The sequence below is a fragment of the uncultured Campylobacter sp. genome (assembly GCF_937996225.1).
Lineage (GTDB): Bacteria > Campylobacterota > Campylobacteria > Campylobacterales > Campylobacteraceae > Campylobacter_B.
This window is the reverse complement of sequence record NZ_CALKTC010000031.1, coordinates 20,035-35,538: the sequence shown is the minus strand read 5'-3', so window position 1 is coordinate 35,538 and position 15,504 is coordinate 20,035. Positions and strand designations below refer to the sequence as shown.

General features: G+C 46.7%; 14 protein-coding genes and 1 pseudogene. 11 read left to right on the top strand and 4 right to left on the bottom strand.

What is annotated here, in order from left to right:
• Positions 1 to 35: 35 nt before the first annotated feature.
• The 5 genes from Q0174_RS04145 (at position 36) to tpx (ending at position 4,656) form a co-directional block, all read left to right on the top strand.
• Entirely contained in the window at positions 36 to 425 is a 390-nt protein-coding gene (locus Q0174_RS04145) for a DoxX family protein (RefSeq protein ID WP_297883011.1), read from the top strand.
• Positions 426 to 508: 83 nt separating this feature from the next.
• On the top strand, positions 509 to 883 hold the full coding sequence (gene rpsL, locus Q0174_RS04140; RefSeq protein ID WP_005872613.1) for a 30S ribosomal protein S12: 375 nt from the start codon (positions 509 to 511) through the stop codon (positions 881 to 883).
• Between the two features lie 69 nt (positions 884 to 952).
• Positions 953 to 1,423 (top strand): 30S ribosomal protein S7, encoded by a 471-nt coding sequence (gene rpsG / locus Q0174_RS04135; RefSeq protein WP_177386837.1) that lies wholly within the window; start codon positions 953 to 955, stop codon positions 1,421 to 1,423.
• 9 nt (positions 1,424 to 1,432) lie between these two features.
• The gene (gene fusA, locus Q0174_RS04130; RefSeq protein ID WP_005872609.1) at positions 1,433 to 3,508 is read left to right on the top strand and encodes an elongation factor G; all 2,076 of its coding nucleotides are present in this window, start codon (positions 1,433 to 1,435) and stop codon (positions 3,506 to 3,508) included.
• A 617-nt stretch (positions 3,509 to 4,125) separates the two neighbouring features.
• Entirely contained in the window at positions 4,126 to 4,656 is a 531-nt protein-coding gene (tpx, locus tag Q0174_RS04125; protein WP_298041810.1) for a thiol peroxidase, read from the top strand.
• 564 nt (positions 4,657 to 5,220) lie between these two features.
• Here the strand turns inward: tpx and Q0174_RS04120 are convergent.
• The 4 genes from Q0174_RS04120 to Q0174_RS04105 form a co-directional block, all read right to left on the bottom strand.
• Entirely contained in the window at positions 5,221 to 5,964 is a 744-nt protein-coding gene (locus Q0174_RS04120) for a DUF4272 domain-containing protein (protein WP_298041809.1), read from the bottom strand.
• A 165-nt stretch (positions 5,965 to 6,129) separates the two neighbouring features.
• Positions 6,130 to 6,858, bottom strand: a complete 729-nt coding sequence (locus Q0174_RS04115) for a hypothetical protein (protein ID WP_298041808.1) — start codon at positions 6,856 to 6,858, stop codon at positions 6,130 to 6,132.
• Between the two features lie 121 nt (positions 6,859 to 6,979).
• Positions 6,980 to 7,348, bottom strand: a complete 369-nt coding sequence (locus Q0174_RS04110) for a hypothetical protein (protein ID WP_298041807.1) — start codon at positions 7,346 to 7,348, stop codon at positions 6,980 to 6,982.
• A 112-nt stretch (positions 7,349 to 7,460) separates the two neighbouring features.
• A complete protein-coding gene (locus Q0174_RS04105; RefSeq protein WP_298041806.1) occupies positions 7,461 to 7,652 on the bottom strand; it encodes a hypothetical protein in 192 nt (63 codons plus the stop codon).
• 359 nt (positions 7,653 to 8,011) lie between these two features.
• Between Q0174_RS04105 and Q0174_RS04100 the strand changes: the two genes are divergently transcribed.
• The 6 genes and pseudogenes from Q0174_RS04100 (at position 8,012) to Q0174_RS04075 (ending at position 15,504) form a co-directional block, all read left to right on the top strand.
• Positions 8,012 to 8,230, top strand: coding sequence for a SemiSWEET family transporter (locus Q0174_RS04100; protein WP_298041805.1), 219 nt, complete (start codon positions 8,012 to 8,014; stop codon positions 8,228 to 8,230).
• Between the two features lie 299 nt (positions 8,231 to 8,529).
• Positions 8,530 to 9,375, top strand: coding sequence for a universal stress protein (locus Q0174_RS04095; protein WP_298041804.1), 846 nt, complete (start codon positions 8,530 to 8,532; stop codon positions 9,373 to 9,375).
• Between the two features lie 298 nt (positions 9,376 to 9,673).
• Positions 9,674 to 11,353 (top strand): TonB-dependent receptor plug domain-containing protein, encoded by a 1,680-nt coding sequence (locus Q0174_RS04090; protein ID WP_298041803.1) that lies wholly within the window; start codon positions 9,674 to 9,676, stop codon positions 11,351 to 11,353.
• Positions 11,354 to 11,365: 12 nt separating this feature from the next.
• A pseudogene (locus tag Q0174_RS04085) lies at positions 11,366 to 12,070 on the top strand (TonB-dependent receptor); the annotation flags it as partial.
• 178 nt (positions 12,071 to 12,248) lie between these two features.
• The gene (locus Q0174_RS04080; RefSeq protein ID WP_298041802.1) at positions 12,249 to 14,138 is read left to right on the top strand and encodes an SbmA/BacA-like family transporter; all 1,890 of its coding nucleotides are present in this window, start codon (positions 12,249 to 12,251) and stop codon (positions 14,136 to 14,138) included.
• 877 nt (positions 14,139 to 15,015) lie between these two features.
• Positions 15,016 to 15,504 (top strand): chemotaxis protein, encoded by a 489-nt coding sequence (locus tag Q0174_RS04075; protein ID WP_298041801.1) that lies wholly within the window; start codon positions 15,016 to 15,018, stop codon positions 15,502 to 15,504.

Here is a 15,504-nt window from a genome sequence, read left to right as displayed (position 1 = left end):
AAGCCCTAAATTTACCTAAATTTAAAGGATGAGACATGAATATGATCAACATAAATTTCGGTCTGTTGTTTGTCAGGTTGGGGCTTGGAGTTTGTCTTTTAATGCACGGAATTTTTAAGCTTACTCACGGCATAGACGGCGTAAAATCGATGTTGGTAGCCAGAGGAATTCCAGATTTAGTGGCTTACGGCGCGTACGTAGGCGAGGTGCTGGCGCCAGCGATGATAATCATAGGCGTATTTTGCCGCATAGGCGCTCTGCTTGTGATCGCAAACGTGCTCATGATAATATATGTCCTACATACTCCGTTGAGCGCGCTTACCGGCGTGGGCGGATTTGAGCTGGAAATCGTATATCTGTATCTTTCCGCTGCGATCTGCTTAGTGATCTGCGGCGGCGGAGAGTTTGTACTGATTAGAGATTAAAATTTAGTTAAATTTACGTTTCTGTAAGTTTAAACAAAGTATAATCCAAATCTTTTTGAATAAATTTTTGTGAAAGGAAAGATGTGCCAACCATAAATCAATTGGTCAGAAAAGAGCGCAAGAAGATTACCGAGAAATCGAAGTCCCCGGCGCTAAAGAATTGCCCTCAACGAAGAGGAGTTTGTACTAAGGTTTATACTACGACCCCTAAAAAGCCAAACTCAGCGCTTCGTAAAGTTGCCAAAGTAAGGCTTACTAGCGGATTTGAAGTCATCAGCTATATAGGCGGTGAAGGTCACAATCTACAAGAGCACTCCATCGTGCTAGTTCGTGGTGGTCGTGTAAAGGACCTACCGGGCGTTAAATATCACATCGTCCGCGGTGCGCTCGATACTGCAGGCGTTGCGAAACGAACCGTTGCAAGATCAAAATACGGTGCTAAACGACCTAAAAAATAGTTTAGCCGAAACAGACCGGCACTAGATTTTGCCGAGTTTGAGTAAAATTTTAAAATTTGAAGGAATAAAATGAGAAGAAGAAAAGCTCCCGTTAGGGAAGTTATGCCTGATCCGATTTATGACAGCAAAGTAATCACAAAATTTATTAATTCGCTTATGTTCGATGGCAAAAAGAGCGTCGCTACCGAGATTATGTACGGCGCCTTAAATTTCATCGACAATAAAGGCGGTGAGAAGAAAGGCATCGAAATTTTTAACGATGCCATCGATAACGTTAAGCCTTTGATGGAGGTAAAATCTCGTCGTGTAGGCGGCGCTACGTACCAGGTTCCGATCGAGGTCAGGCCAGCTCGACAGCAGGCTTTGGCTATTCGCTGGATCATCTCTTTTGCAAGAAAAAGAAGCGAGCGCACGATGATAGAGCGCCTGGCTTACGAGCTTATGGACGCCGCAAATTCTAAAGGCTCTTCATTTAAAAAGAAAGAAGACACCTACAAGATGGCAGAAGCCAACAAAGCTTTTGCGCATTATCGTTGGTAGGAGGGCATCATGGCAAGAAAAACCCCTTTACATATGGTTAGAAATATCGGTATTGCCGCCCACATCGATGCTGGAAAGACGACTACAAGCGAAAGAATTCTATTTTTTACCGGCATGAGTCATAAGATTGGCGAGGTTCACGAGGGCGCTGCTACTATGGACTGGATGGAGCAGGAGCGCGAGCGCGGCATCACGATTACGTCTGCGGCAACTACCTGCTTTTGGAATAATCATCAGATAAATTTGATTGACACCCCGGGCCACGTTGACTTTACTATCGAAGTCGAGCGCTCGATGCGCGTTTTAGATGGTGCGGTAGCAGTATTTTGCTCTGTAGGCGGCGTTCAGCCTCAAAGCGAGACCGTTTGGCGTCAAGCGAATAAATACCATGTTCCGCGCATTATTTTCGTAAATAAGATGGACCGCGTCGGCGCAAATTTTTACAATGTCGAGCAGCAAGTAAAAGATAGGCTCAAAGCACATCCTGTTCCTATTCAAATTCCGATCGGCGCAGAGGATGATTTCAAGGGTGTTATAGATTTGGTTACTATGAAGGCGCTCGTTTGGGATGATAGCAAGGGTCCTTCTGCTCCCGAGATCGTTGAAATTCCTGCTGAATTACGAGAAAAAGCGCAAGAGTATCGCGACAAGATGATTGAGGCGGTAGCAGAGACTGATGAAGCTTTGATGGAGAAGTATTTTAACGGCGAAGAGCTAAGCGTGGAGGAAATCAAAAAAGGGATCAAGAAAGGCTGCTTAAGCCTAAGCTTTTTTCCTATGCTATGCGGCACCGCGTTTAAAAATAAAGGCGTGCAACCTTTGCTAGATGCGGTCGTAGATTATCTACCTGCGCCTGATGAAGTGCCTGCGATTAAGGGTCAGTATGAGGACGGCAGTGAGGTTCATGTAAGTTCTACTGACGAGGGCGAGTTCGCGGGTCTTGGATTTAAGATTATGACCGATCCTTTCGTAGGTCAGCTTACCTTTGTACGCGTTTATCGCGGTGTTTTGGAAAGCGGCAGCTACGTCGTAAATACCGGCAAGGGTAAAAAAGAGCGCATCGGCCGCTTGTTAAGAATGCACTCAAATAAACGCGAAGAGATCAAAGAGCTATATGCGGGCGAGATCGGCGCCGTTGTGGGTTTGAAAGATACCCTTACGGGCGATACTCTAGCTAGCGAAAAAGATAAAGTAATTTTAGAGCGTATGGAATTTCCTGATCCCGTTATCAGCGTAGCGGTAGAGCCTAAAACCAAAGCCGATCAAGAAAAAATGGGTATCGCACTTCAAAAATTGGCACAAGAAGATCCGAGCTTTAGGGTCGCGACCGACGAAGAGAGCGGACAAACTATCATTTCGGGAATGGGCGAGCTACACCTTGAGATTATCGTAGATAGAATGCTTAGAGAATTTAAGGTTGAGGCCGAGGTCGGACAACCGCAGGTCGCATATCGCGAGACTATCCGCAAAACGGTCGAGCAGGAATACAAATACGCCAAGCAATCGGGCGGTCGCGGTCAATACGGTCACGTATTTTTGCGCCTAGAGCCTTTGGAGCCGGGCACCGGATATGAGTTCGTAAACGATATCAAAGGCGGTGCGATTCCGAAAGAATACATCCCTGCGGTCGATAAAGGCTGCCAAGAGGCGATGCAAAACGGCGTTTTGGCGGGCTACCCGGTAGAGGATGTACGCGTAACGGTCTATGACGGAAGCTACCACGAAGTCGATAGCTCCGAAATGGCGTTTAAGCTCGCCGCTTCTATGGGCTTTAAAGAGGGCGCTAGAAAAGCGGGTGCCGTGATCTTGGAGCCTATGATGAAGGTCGAGGTAGAAACCCCTGAGGAGTATATGGGCGACGTCATCGGCGATCTAAACAAGCGCCGCGGACAGGTCAATAACATGAGCGAGCGTGGCGGTAACAAGATCATCGATGCATTTTGTCCGCTTTCGGAGATGTTCGGTTACTCGACCGATCTGCGCTCTCAGACGCAGGGTCGCGCGACCTATTCGATGGAATTTGATCACTACGACGAGGTTCCTAAGAACGTCGGCGAAGAGATCATTAAAAAGCGCAACGGGTAATTTAACGGACGCTAGGGTGCGGCGATAGTTTTATCGCCAACCCCGGCGCTTTTTTAAATTTTAAAATAGTACTTAAAATTTAACCTGCTTTACAAGCCAAAATTTTAACTCACGCTCTAGCTTCAAATAAAATTTCAACCCATAAATTTTGATTTCTGTAGATTGCAAATTTAGATCAAAAAATTTCAATTAAATTTAAAAATTCAAAACATAACTTAAAACGCGCTCATGATGCCGCACCTGTCGTTTTACTAGTGATTTCTTTCTTTCGCAGGTAAAGTGCACATACAGCGCTATGGCTTTGATTTTTATTTACGGACAAAATCGCCGCAAACGGGGCGAAATTTTATCTTCGGCACAGCCTTAAGGCGGAGCGCAACTATCATAGACTTATATCAGATCGCGACCATCAGTGCTTTATGCGAGTAGCGGTATTCTCGGGGGCTTTAATTGTGCTGCCGCTTTGCGCCATAAAATTTCATCTTAACGCAGCGATCTACGCGCCGATCATATCGGCCGAGCTGGCGCTCTAGCCCGCCTGTTTTCGGATTTAGCAGGCGTTTGCTTTCGCAGGCTATGATGCGCCCGTTTCAGATATTTTAAAACAAAGGAAAATCATGCAACAAACCAAATTGCAAGGCGTAAGCATCGGCCTGTCAGGCAACGAGCTTAAGCTTGGAGATAAGGCGCCAGAGGTTAGTCTGGTCGCGGCCGATCTTAGCGAGGTCAAAGTCGGCGGCGGCACGGGCAAGGCGCAGGTCATCATCGCCGTGCCGTCTCTGGATACGGACGTGTGCGCGACCGAGACGCGCAAATTTAACGAGCGCGCCGCGAGTATAAAAAATACCGAGGTTTTCGTGGTTTCGATGGATCTGCCGTTTGCCGCGGGCAGGTTCTGCTCTACCGAGGGGATCAAAAATTTACGCACCCTAAGCGATTTTCGCGATAAGGAGTTTGCGCGCGCATACGGCGTGCTGGTCGCGGACGGCGCGCTTGCGGGGCTAACGTGCCGCGCGGTTTTCGTCGTGGACACCGCAGGCAAGATCGCCTACAAGCAGATCACGGACGACATAGTAGATGAACCCGATTACGACGCGGCGCTCAATGCAGCGGCGTTTGCGAGCGGAAGCGTTGCGACGCAGAGCTGATGCAATTTCTAGGTCTGCGGTGCAGACATCTGTTCGCTTAAATTTAGCGGGCTTAAAATACGCGGACGGGCGCCTTGCCCGCCCGCAACTTTAAATTATAAAATTCCACGGCGCCTTGAAATTTAGCAGGCTACGTCTGAATTTCGGCGGATCGCGTTTGCGATATTTCTTGCGCAGTTCGCAATATAATTTTAAAATTCTATCTCCAATTAATTTATAAATTTATCTCATATTCGGCGTACTTTTTATCTACCCACGCATATTATGATTTGAAAAAACAGCGCGCGATCGGGGTTAAATTTTAGCGCAAAAATACAGGCGGCAGTATTGCGAAACTAGATGAGGCGCGGATGAAATTTGCGATGGGAGCATATATGCAATACGTGACCGAGCAAATTTTAGATGCAACGACGTATAGTAAAGCGAGACAACGCGCGCAAAGATAAGGCGCGCTATTTTTCTTTAGACGAGGCGGAAATGAGCCGAATGAAGAAGCGTATATTATAATACGTGACTGAAATTCGGCGAAATTTCCAACGATGCATAAAGGAAAAAGACACGCCGCTAAGTATTCAAGTCCGGATAATCCCACGCATTATATTCGTCAGTTAGATTATCGTTTTCGTCCCCCTTGCAGCACAGCCACTCTAGCCCGCCGCGTCTCTCCATCACGACCTCTTCGTCGAGCCCCGCGCTGTCCGTGCCGTGCACGCGGGCATTGACGCACGCCCAGTGGTAGCGGTAGATGAGATCGAGCGCCTGCAAAATTTCATCCGTGTCACGCAGCTTCACGCGCGCAGAAAAATCGCCGCCGCTAAAGGTGTCCATCACAAAGGCGCAGTCGCAGATCTCGCTCGGGAAGCTAAGCTCCTCCACGAGCCCCATGGCCCACATCAGCGCCCACAGCGACTCGTATTTCCAGCCCATATTTACGGCCTCGTCGCGGCTTGCCTCGCCCTGCGTGACGCGGCGCTCCATGCGCGTGAGCTTGTCTATGCAGCCGTAGCGGTTCGTAAGAAAGCCCTGCACGCCCTGCTTATCCTCATCCGCGAACTTGCCCTCGTCCCTGATCGAGCAGGCACACATTATCGCCGCGTACGAGCAGATCGCGCGGGCGACGACTTCGTCCTTTTCGCGCGGGGTGACCTCGTCCGTCTCGTACCGTAGCGGCAGATGATCTATATACGGCACGCCCTGCGATTTTAAAATTTCGATGCTTATATCCTTGCGCTCCTGCGCGGTCTTGCCGATCTTTGCGGCGTTTGCGCTATTTTTGCCGCCTTTTTTGAAAAGATTTAACAAAGCCATCGTCTCTCCTTTTAAATTTGATGAAATTATAACAAAAAGGGCGCTTAAATTTTAAAATTTAAACGCATGTCAATTTAAAATTTTATTTTCCAGTGATACGCATAAATTTCTAATTTTGGGCTGCATTATTTAATCCTTTTAACGGCTAAATTTTAAATTATGAGATTATGCTATCTCTACCGATATTTGAGCGTCGATTTTGCCGCCATTTTCTTTTAAAATTTCAGGAAATCCCAATTTTATAATCTGTTCTTCGGAGAGGCTATAAGAATAGTGGATATTTGACTCTATGCTCAGCGGAGCGACTATTTTTGCAACTTCGCTAAAAGGCAGCTTAACGTCCAATAACGCCACGTAAAAGGCTTCCGTATCGCTATCAAAGACATTTATATAGCAGCCTTTTATATTTTTATCGCCACTATTTGGAGCTTTGATTATTCTTTCATGGCCGGCAGAGGAACCAAAGAAGTATGAAAAACCGGGCTTAACCATATCAAGGCATCCAAAAGATCTCATCTGCTCTATGTTTAAGCTATAGCCATATACATAATAAGGATCGTCTGCATCCGATTTTACAATTTGTTTTATGTCTTCCAAATCAAGATCTATTTGCCGCGAATCGGCGTAGCTCTCATCGATACCGAAAGATGTTATCTCATAATATGTCTTATAATACATATCGCGTATATGAAATTTAATTCGCTTATCGCTTAAAAGCTTTGGATCTATTTTTAGATCTAGTTTTTGCGCGTCCGATTTCGCAATCGATTCGGGCTCGAATATAAATTCTTTTCCAAAACGACCGCTTTGCCCTTTTGGAATTTTAATCCAATACAGTTCTCGTCCATCTCTTACCGGAAAAAGATAGCGGAAAATACCTTTTACGCTTTTCATTTTTGAATCCTTCTTGTTTTATTTGCTTTCTCAACCCGCTTTAAATTTACGTTATGCTCGCTTGGATACTCTGCGCGTATTGAAATTTTAAAATCCGCGCCAAGCATCTTTCGCCTGACGGCTAGTACTTTCTTTTTACTATATCGTCTTTCTTGACGAAATACTCCGTTTCACCGCAAGGATAGTAAATTTTACACCATTTATCGTTGCAGCTTTCGATAGGGACGACGCCAAATATTCCTTTTCTAACATCTGCTATCGTAAAATTTCCATCTTTTATTATATATATCGGAGCTTTTAAATCATTTCTACTCTTTAATTCATAAAGTTTTTCGACACCTATGGGATAATCGCTAAAAAATGTTTCGCAGGTACTGACATAGCCGCCCCCGTTCCCATAAGTAATAAAATGGTTGGTTAACAAAAGATCCTTGCAGCCGCTAAATATTGCTATGCAAAATACGACTAGCGCTAATGCCGAAATTCTCATATTATTTTTACCTCCTTTACTGGAATTTTATTTATAACGCCTTATAATATTCCCATACGGATATGTCTAAATTTTAATTTATACCTTAAGGCGGCGCCTATCTTTTAAAATTTTATTCCTCATCGCGCCGATTTTGCATCGTCTTTAGCCACTCGTTTTCAAATTTATAATATTTCTCAAGCTTTTTATTCTTTTCTATTTGATCCGATTTTTCTATCTCGGCATAATCTTGCAGTTCGCCTCCGCATTTAGGACAAACCCTCCTATCTTTAACGTCCGAGAAATTATAAAATTTACTTCTCATATTTTTAAAATTTTACCGTAATTTTCCTGTAAAATTTTGCTTAAATTTAGCTGTAGCCGTCGCTTAAATTTTATCTCTTTGAAATTTAAATTTCAACCATTGTCCGGCGTTTTAAATTTCTCTGTTTTTTTAAAATGCGCGCCTCAAACGCCGCTTTAAAATTTACGCAGGTGCGAGAGACTAGAAGCCGCTGCGATAAATTTAAAGTCAAATTCTGTTTCTAGCTATCTTTTAATTTGTTTCTTATCTTTGGACTATTAAAATCCCGCTTCGTTTCATTCGTAAATTTGAAACGTATCTTAAAAATAAGCAGAGCCGATGAGCGAAAGAAATTCAGAAATTTTAGCTTGGGCAGGCACATGTCTGTCGGTCATCATGTACGTATCTTATGTGCCGAACATATAATGGCAAATTTAGACGGCAACAAAGTCCCGTTTCTCCAACCGCTTGCAGCTGCGATAAACTGCACGATATGGGTCAGCTACGGTCTTTTAAAGCCTAAAAAGGACTATCCGCTCGCCGCAGCGAATTTCCCGGGGATCGTCTTTGGGCTGCTAACTGCAATAACGGCGCTTTAACCGCGCCTTTAGCGGCTTAATAAATTTCAAAATCGCCTGCGCTGCATCCTGCCTTCCGCGTCCGCAACGCTTTTTAGTCGCCCACTATGCTACTACTTTGCAACTGCTCGTTAGCTGTCATGCTGAGCCTAAGCTTGCTTGCCACAAGCGCGCCCACGCCTCACAAACCTATTGCGGCACGGCTTTGAAATTTTGCAAAATCGCCCGCGCCGCATTCAAATCCGCCGAATTTAAATAACTTTTATACAAAATTTGATAAGCTTATTTCGGTCAAAATTTTATCTTTAAAAGGACGAAAAATGAAAAAGGTCATCACTTGCGTCGATCAAAATGCGCTTGCCCCGGCGGTTAGAGATTACGGAATTTACGTCGCTAAAACCTTGGGTGCCGAGCTCGTGTTTATTCACGTGGTTGAAATCCCGGAGCTTGGTGAGAATTTTTATGGGCTAGCCGCAGGCGGGATCGTCCTAGGAGAGAATGATATCCTTGCAAATAGCTACGGAAGTCCCACACTAGGCGGCGTGGATGCGGAAAAGGACCACGAAGAAGCCGAAGCGATGCTGGATGAATATATCTGCGCTGCGACTGCTGCGGGCGTAAAGGCGAGTAAGATCATCAAAGATGGCGATTTTATCGACGTTATCGCCGAGTACAAGGATGAAGCCGAGATTTTTGTACTCGGTATCAAGGGCTCAAATAACGAGGACGTAGGCTTTAATGCAAGCGTGCTGATAAAGGAGCTTCACGTGCCGTCGCTGCTCGTGAATAAGGAATTTTCACCTATTAACTCCGTGCTCATTGCGTTTGACGGCACTGACGCGGCGAAACGCACGCTTGAGTTTATAAAGAGCTCAAAGCTTCTTGCGAGCGCACATAAGCATGTCTTGCACATCAATGCGGGTGCCCCAGAGGGCGAGCGGACGCTGGATCTGGCGCGAGAAATTTTAGGCACTCAAAACGCCACTTTCAAATTCATCCAAGCCGAAGTTCCCGCCGATGAGATCATCAAATATCGCCGCGCCAATAACCTCGATCTCATCGCTACCGGTGCCTTTACGAAGGGCTTTTTCAAAAAGCTCTTTTTAGGCAGCGTCTCCGAGGATATCTTGCACAATGCGCTTGTACCGGTGCTAGTGTTATCGTAATCGCAAGACCAAATGCCGATAAACGCTAAATTCCGTCGCTTACGTTATTTTAAAGTGGCGGAATTTTAGAATTTTAAATTTTTAAATCCTTCGTTTTTCAAATTCATATACTTTTTAAAATTTATAGAAATTTTGCTTGAAAATTTGTCAATATATCTTATTAAATTCCGTTAAATTAGTAATTGCATATAAAATTTTATGATTTAGTTTATTAAAAATTTTATTATTATTTAAGAGGAATTGCAAGATAATCCCGCCAATAAATTGATATGGATTATAAAATCTAAAAAGGATTTTTATGAAAAAGGGTAAAATTTTGCTCTCTTTTGCGCTACTTTGCTCGCCGTTTTGGCTTACTGCGGCGCAAAATAGCGGCGCTTCTCAAAACTCGTCTGCCGCAAGTTCTGCCTCTAAAATTTCGTCATCGCAAAGCTCGCGCGCAAGCGCTGTATCGCAGAGCTCTGCGCCGCCTGTTTCAAATCCAGCCGCTAACAGTACTGCGCCGCAAAGCGGTAGCGCGGCAAATTCTACGCTGCAGGGTTTGGACGACGATAATCTCGGCACCATAAACGTCACGGGCAAGGCCGATCTGTCCACTACCGAGGGCACGGGCTCTTATACGACGGGCAATATGAGCACAGCGACGGGGCTAAATTTAAGCATAAGAGAAACGCCGCAGTCGGTATCGGTCGTATCGAATCAAGTGATAAAGGATCTAAATTTAAACAACGTAGATAGCGCGCTACGCTATACTCCGGGGATTACGCTGCGTAACGACAGCGGCAGAATGCGTATGAACTCGCGCGGATTTGATATAGATAATATCCAAGAAGACGGAATGATTAGCTCGGTTTCCTCCTCTGTGCAAGGTCCTTTGGGCTTTTCAAAAGAATTTACCGATCTTGCTTTTTACGACCGCGTCGAGGTTTTGCGCGGTGTAGCGGGGCTTACTCAAAGCAACGGCGAGCCCGGCGGTACGGTAAATTTAGTTCGTAAGCGCCCTAGCGATGAATTTGGTTTTAACGCAAGCCTAAGCGGCGGAAGTCGGGATAATTACCGTAGCATGATCGACGTAACGGATGCGATAAATCAAAGCGGCACCGTGCGCGGACGCTTGATCGGCGTAGCAGGCAAAGAGGGCGCTTACAAACATTACGCTAACGGCTGGCGCAGCGCGGTGGGTGGATTATTTGACTTTGACATCGGTGAGAAGACTTTGCTAAGCACGGGCGTGATCTATCAAAAATCAAGAGGCGTTTATGATGTTTTCGGCGTTCCGGTTATAGACGAGCGGGGAAATCTTTTAAATTTAAGCCGCAAAAGCTATTTCGGCTCGAATTGGGATAGAAGCGAGTATAGAAAATACAACGCCTTTACCGAGCTAAGCCATGAATTGAGCGACGATACGAAAGCCTACGTGAAAGTGAATTATACCGATAGCAAAGGTATGTTTAAATTTGGCTCCCTAGGCGGAGTAAATCCTTATAACGGCACTACGTCGCATAATGTAAGGAGACAAAAATATGAAAATACCTCCAAAGAGGTCGCCGCTAAAATCGGGCTCGAAGGTAAGTATGAGCTCTTCGGCAACAAACATGAGTTCTTTATAGACGGCTCGGTATCGAGAGAAAAATTTAGCAACAATAGAAAATATCCGACAAATTTAACTCTAAACTCGCTTGGAATGGGTATTTACAACTGGAACAAAGACTTGATCCTAGAGCCCGATTGGAACAATCGAAGCAGCCTTGCCCAGGATTATACGCAATACAATAGAATTTATCAATCCGCTATTAGCCTGGGTACCAGATATAATCTCAGCGAGGATTGGCATATTTTATTGGGCGGGCGCTATTCCAGAGTAAAATATAACGCCTATCTGAAGGACTATATCTATCCGAACGAGACCGGCAAGCGAGACAGACCTACGAAAGTGCATTTTGCGCCGTATGCGGGGCTAACGTGGGATTTTACGTAAAATCACAGCTGGTATGTAAGCTATGCGGAAATTTTTAAACCGCAAAGTTCTACCGACAGAAACGGCGAGATATTGGATCCCGTAGTCGGATACAATATAGAAACCGGCGTAAAGGGCGAGTATTTTGAAGGCGCGTTAAATACCAGCATTGCGCTATTTCAGATAATTCAAGAAAATAGAGCTATTCAAGATCCGCTAAATACGAATTACTCTATCGCCGAGGGCAAGGTGCGAAGCAGAGGCGTCGATGTAGAGGCACAGGGGGAAATAACAGATAGCTGGAAAGTGTTTGCGGGCTATACGTTTAATCGCAGCGAATATCTAAAAAGCGAGAAGGCGAATTCTACGACGGTCGATTACAGCAAGGGCGCCAATGCGAAAAAATATATTCCGAAGCATCTTTTTAAAATTTATACGAATTACGAAATTCCGTTTTCCGCCCAGCGCAAGCTGATATTTGGCGTCGGTATGCGATACCAAAGCGCTACATCGGGATTCTATCAAAACGTAAATTATGTAGCTCCCGAGCAGAAGGCCTACACGCTGTGGGATGCAAACGTCGGCTATAATTTCGACAAGCACTTTAGCGTAAATTTTGCGGTTAAAAACATCGCCGACAAAAAGTATTTCGAAAATACCCAGAATCGTACCGCGGGTATGAATAATTTCTACGGCGAGCCGCGGAATTTTATGCTGACGCTTAATTATGCGTATTAGGCGGTGTTTCGGTAGAAGCTCGCCCAAGCCTCATTTTGGGCGGACTTTGCGAAATTCCAAGCGAATTAAACGCGCAGACTTGCAAGCATAAAATCCGCTCGCGAGCCTGCGAGATCAAATTTGATCCCGCGGAATTTCGCTGCAACCGGCGCTAAATTTTAAAATTTAAAGAGAAAATTTGAAAACGCTAAAGCAATTTTTTGAAATTCTACGTCCGCACTGGTTCGGCAAGGGCGCGGCGAAGCTATGGGCGCTGCTGCTGCTCGCGCTCGGTTTTAGCCTCGCTATCATCAAAATTAGCGTGCTGATGAACGCGTGGGACAAGCGTTTTTACGACGCGCTAAGCGAGCTTAAAGGCGAGCTGATCCCCGCGCTCGTGGGCGAGTTTTTGCTCTACACGGCGCTCATCGTGCTTTTTATCGTCTGCGGCAGCTGGCTTCGCAAACTGCTCGTAATCGTCTGGCGCGAGCGGCTAAGCGCGATGATGGAGCGCAAATGGCTACATAACGCAAACTTCTACCGCACGAGCCTTGAGGGGAATTTCAGCGCCCGGGGCGGTTCAAATTTAGAAAAATCTGGCGACGCAAATTTAAACGAGCGCGCAGAGTATTTCGCAGCCGAAGCGGATAGCGCGGCTTTACATAGAGACGCAAAGGGGCTTGAAATTTTACCGAGCGCGGCAAAGCAAAATGCGGCAGGGCAAAGCGGCGCAAGCGAGAATAAAATTTTATCCAAAACTCGCGCAGATCGTGAAATTTCAAAAACGATCGCAAAGCTAGACAACCCTGATCAGCGTATCGCCGAGGACAGCTTGCTGCTCGTGCAAAAAAGCGTCGATCTCGTAAAATCGCTCGTCTATAATCTTGCCAAGCTCATCGCTTTCGTCGCGATCTTGTGGCAGGTCTCGAAGGTATTGAAATTTGAAATTTTCGGCATGCACTTTGAGATCGAAGGCTTTTTGCTCTACGTCGCGCTTATTTATACGCTACTTTGCTCGCTGATTACGCATCTCATCGGGCGCAGGCTTAGGGGGCTAAATTTTGCCAAGCAGCGCGCTGAAGCCGATTACCGCTCGGATCTGCTGCTAGTACGTGAAAACGCAGAAGCAGTAGCCTTTATGCGCGGAGAGGATGCCGAGCGCGGCCGCTTCCGCGCGAGCTTCGGCGAGATCATGAGAAACTGGCGCAGCATCATGAATACGGAATTTCGCCTCGAATGCTTTTCGGCAGGCTACTTAAAAATCACCAATTTAATCCCGATCTTTGCCTGCTTGCCGCTGTATTTGTCGCGCGCGATGAGCTTTGGTGACATGATGCAGGCGCGCTCGGCGTTTTACAGCGTGCAGGACGGATTTGCGTGGTTTATGGACTATTACAAGCAGATCATGGAGTGGACGGCGAGCGTGCGGAGGATCTATGAGTTCATCTCGCGCATGGACGGCGAGAGTGCAAATCTGCGTGCTTGCGTCACACAAAGCGACGAAAATTCCGCTCATTGCGAGGGCTTGTCGGTCTTCACGCCTGCGGGCGAGCCGCTGATCGAAGATCTACGCTTTGAGCTTGCGCCCGCGCAGTTTATAATGCTGCGAGGCAAGAGCGGCGCGGGCAAAAGCACGGCTCTGCGCTACGCGGCGGGGCTTTGGCGATACGGCCGCGGCGAGATCAGCCTGCCGCGCACGGGCGTGATGTTTATCCCGCAAAAGCCCTATCTAGCGCCGCTTAGCCTAAAAGAGCTTATCGCTTATCCGCAGCCGCCGCGCGCAGACGACGCGGAATTTTTAGAAATTTTACACCGCGTAGGACTTGAAAAATTTGCCCGCATGCTAAACTCGCGCGCCGATTACGTTAAAATTTTAAGCGGCGGAGAGGCGCAGCGGCTTAGTTTCGCACGTATTCATTATCACAAGCCGAGCTTTGTTTTTGCCGACGAGATCACGTCTGCGCTTGATTTCGCCTCGGCGCGCGAGCTGCTACTTGGTCTGCGCGTGGATCTGCCGAGGCTTGGCATGCTAGCGATCGTGCATCAAACGGGGCTTGAGGACATATTTGAGCGGACGATAGAGCTTTAAATTTTATCGTTTAAATTTCACGCTGCAGGGATTTCGCCTTTAAATTCATATCTTTTTAAATCCAGATTTATTAAAATTACTCGTTTATATTAAGCGGCGATAAAATTTAGCCTAGGCGCTAAGTGTTCGCATACATGGGTATCGGCACCCGCGCGGCTAGGCGCTTGCACGCAGTTGGTGGCATAGCACCGCCATAGGTAAGTATTTACGGCGCAACGAGTAGTTCGGAAGTCGGTCGGCAGTGCGCGATCGCGATTTTGTGCGAAATTAAGTCGGTAAAATTTAAACGCGAGATAGTCTGCTCAATAATGGGCGTCTCGATAAAATTTTAAGTCGCGTGGCGATCTGTAACGTAGCAGCGCGCCAAATGAGAAGGCTACGTCAGCGGCGCGATGTGCAGGCGTAGCGATAAATCGGTAGCGCGTCGGATGGCGCGCAACACATCGGCGGCGCAGACGGCACGCCGTAGTCTAGAAGCGGAGCGGCGATACGTACCTACTCGGCGCCGTATGACATAACCTTCGCTCGGGTATATCATCATCGTAACGGCGCTACGATCGAAGCGAACAACGCTACCGCGACGACGGATCGGCAGTACAAAGCGGCGTGGCGCGATTGCGGCGGCGACAGCATAAAATGCCGCAATATGGCAACTGCGATCGACAGGATGCGTATGTAGGGAAAGCGCAGTGCAAGTAGCGTAAACGCGCGATACGATGATGGCGATCCGCGGAGCGTATAAGTGAAGCAGCAGTGCGGGCGGCGCAATAACGCCGAGGCAATACGATAGCGGCGACCGACGAGACGTAGCGCCGCCGTAGCGTTCGCGGGCGCTACGCCTAAGCCGCCAAATTTTAAAACGAAGCAAGGAGATTTTATGCTTAAAGCGGGGATTGTTTATAAATTTGCGCTCATCGTGCTAATAGGCTGCGCGCTTTGCATTTTGGGCTTTTCGGGCGCCTACTTTGCGCGCGGCGAATACGACGAAGCATGGATGGGCCTGCATAAGATCGCGGGATTGGGTCTGCTTTGCGTCGCGATTTTGCATCTAATCACGAGGCGAAAGAAACTCGCAAAGCTCTGGGGCGAGTTTTTGGACGTGGTCTTAAGGCGCAAAAATCCCGGCTTTTGTAATATGGATCGCATCATCGGCGCGATCGAGCACTATAATATCAGAGAAATCGCTGGTAAAATGGGCTTTGAGCCGGACGAGCTCGCTACGATTTTGAAATCAAACGGCATCAAGCTCGTAAGCGCAGATCAAGACCTGCGCGAGCTTGCAAAGCTCAACGACGAAAAAATTTTCTTCATCTTGGTGCTTTTAATCGAGGCAAAATTCGGCAAAGCGGACGGATGTAAGGTCTAA

What these genes read in the sequence shown, in the direction of transcription:
- Q0174_RS04145 (WP_297883011.1), top strand. Translation starts at nt 36, where the DNA reads ATGAATATGATCAACATAAATTTCGGTCTGTTGTTTGTCAGGTTGGGG.
- rpsG (WP_177386837.1), top strand. Translation starts at nt 953, where the DNA reads ATGAGAAGAAGAAAAGCTCCCGTTAGGGAAGTTATGCCTGATCCGATT.
- fusA (WP_005872609.1), top strand. Translation starts at nt 1,433, where the DNA reads ATGGCAAGAAAAACCCCTTTACATATGGTTAGAAATATCGGTATTGCC.
- tpx (WP_298041810.1), top strand. Translation starts at nt 4,126, where the DNA reads ATGCAACAAACCAAATTGCAAGGCGTAAGCATCGGCCTGTCAGGCAAC.
- Q0174_RS04120 (WP_298041809.1), bottom strand. Translation starts at nt 5,964, where the DNA reads ATGGCTTTGTTAAATCTTTTCAAAAAAGGCGGCAAAAATAGCGCAAAC.
- Q0174_RS04115 (WP_298041808.1), bottom strand. Translation starts at nt 6,858, where the DNA reads ATGAAAAGCGTAAAAGGTATTTTCCGCTATCTTTTTCCGGTAAGAGAT.
- Q0174_RS04110 (WP_298041807.1), bottom strand. Translation starts at nt 7,348, where the DNA reads ATGAGAATTTCGGCATTAGCGCTAGTCGTATTTTGCATAGCAATATTT.
- Q0174_RS04105 (WP_298041806.1), bottom strand. Translation starts at nt 7,652, where the DNA reads ATGAGAAGTAAATTTTATAATTTCTCGGACGTTAAAGATAGGAGGGTT.
- Q0174_RS04100 (WP_298041805.1), top strand. Translation starts at nt 8,012, where the DNA reads ATGTCTGTCGGTCATCATGTACGTATCTTATGTGCCGAACATATAATG.
- Q0174_RS04095 (WP_298041804.1), top strand. Translation starts at nt 8,530, where the DNA reads ATGAAAAAGGTCATCACTTGCGTCGATCAAAATGCGCTTGCCCCGGCG.
- Q0174_RS04090 (WP_298041803.1), top strand. Translation starts at nt 9,674, where the DNA reads ATGAAAAAGGGTAAAATTTTGCTCTCTTTTGCGCTACTTTGCTCGCCG.
- Q0174_RS04075 (WP_298041801.1), top strand. Translation starts at nt 15,016, where the DNA reads ATGCTTAAAGCGGGGATTGTTTATAAATTTGCGCTCATCGTGCTAATA.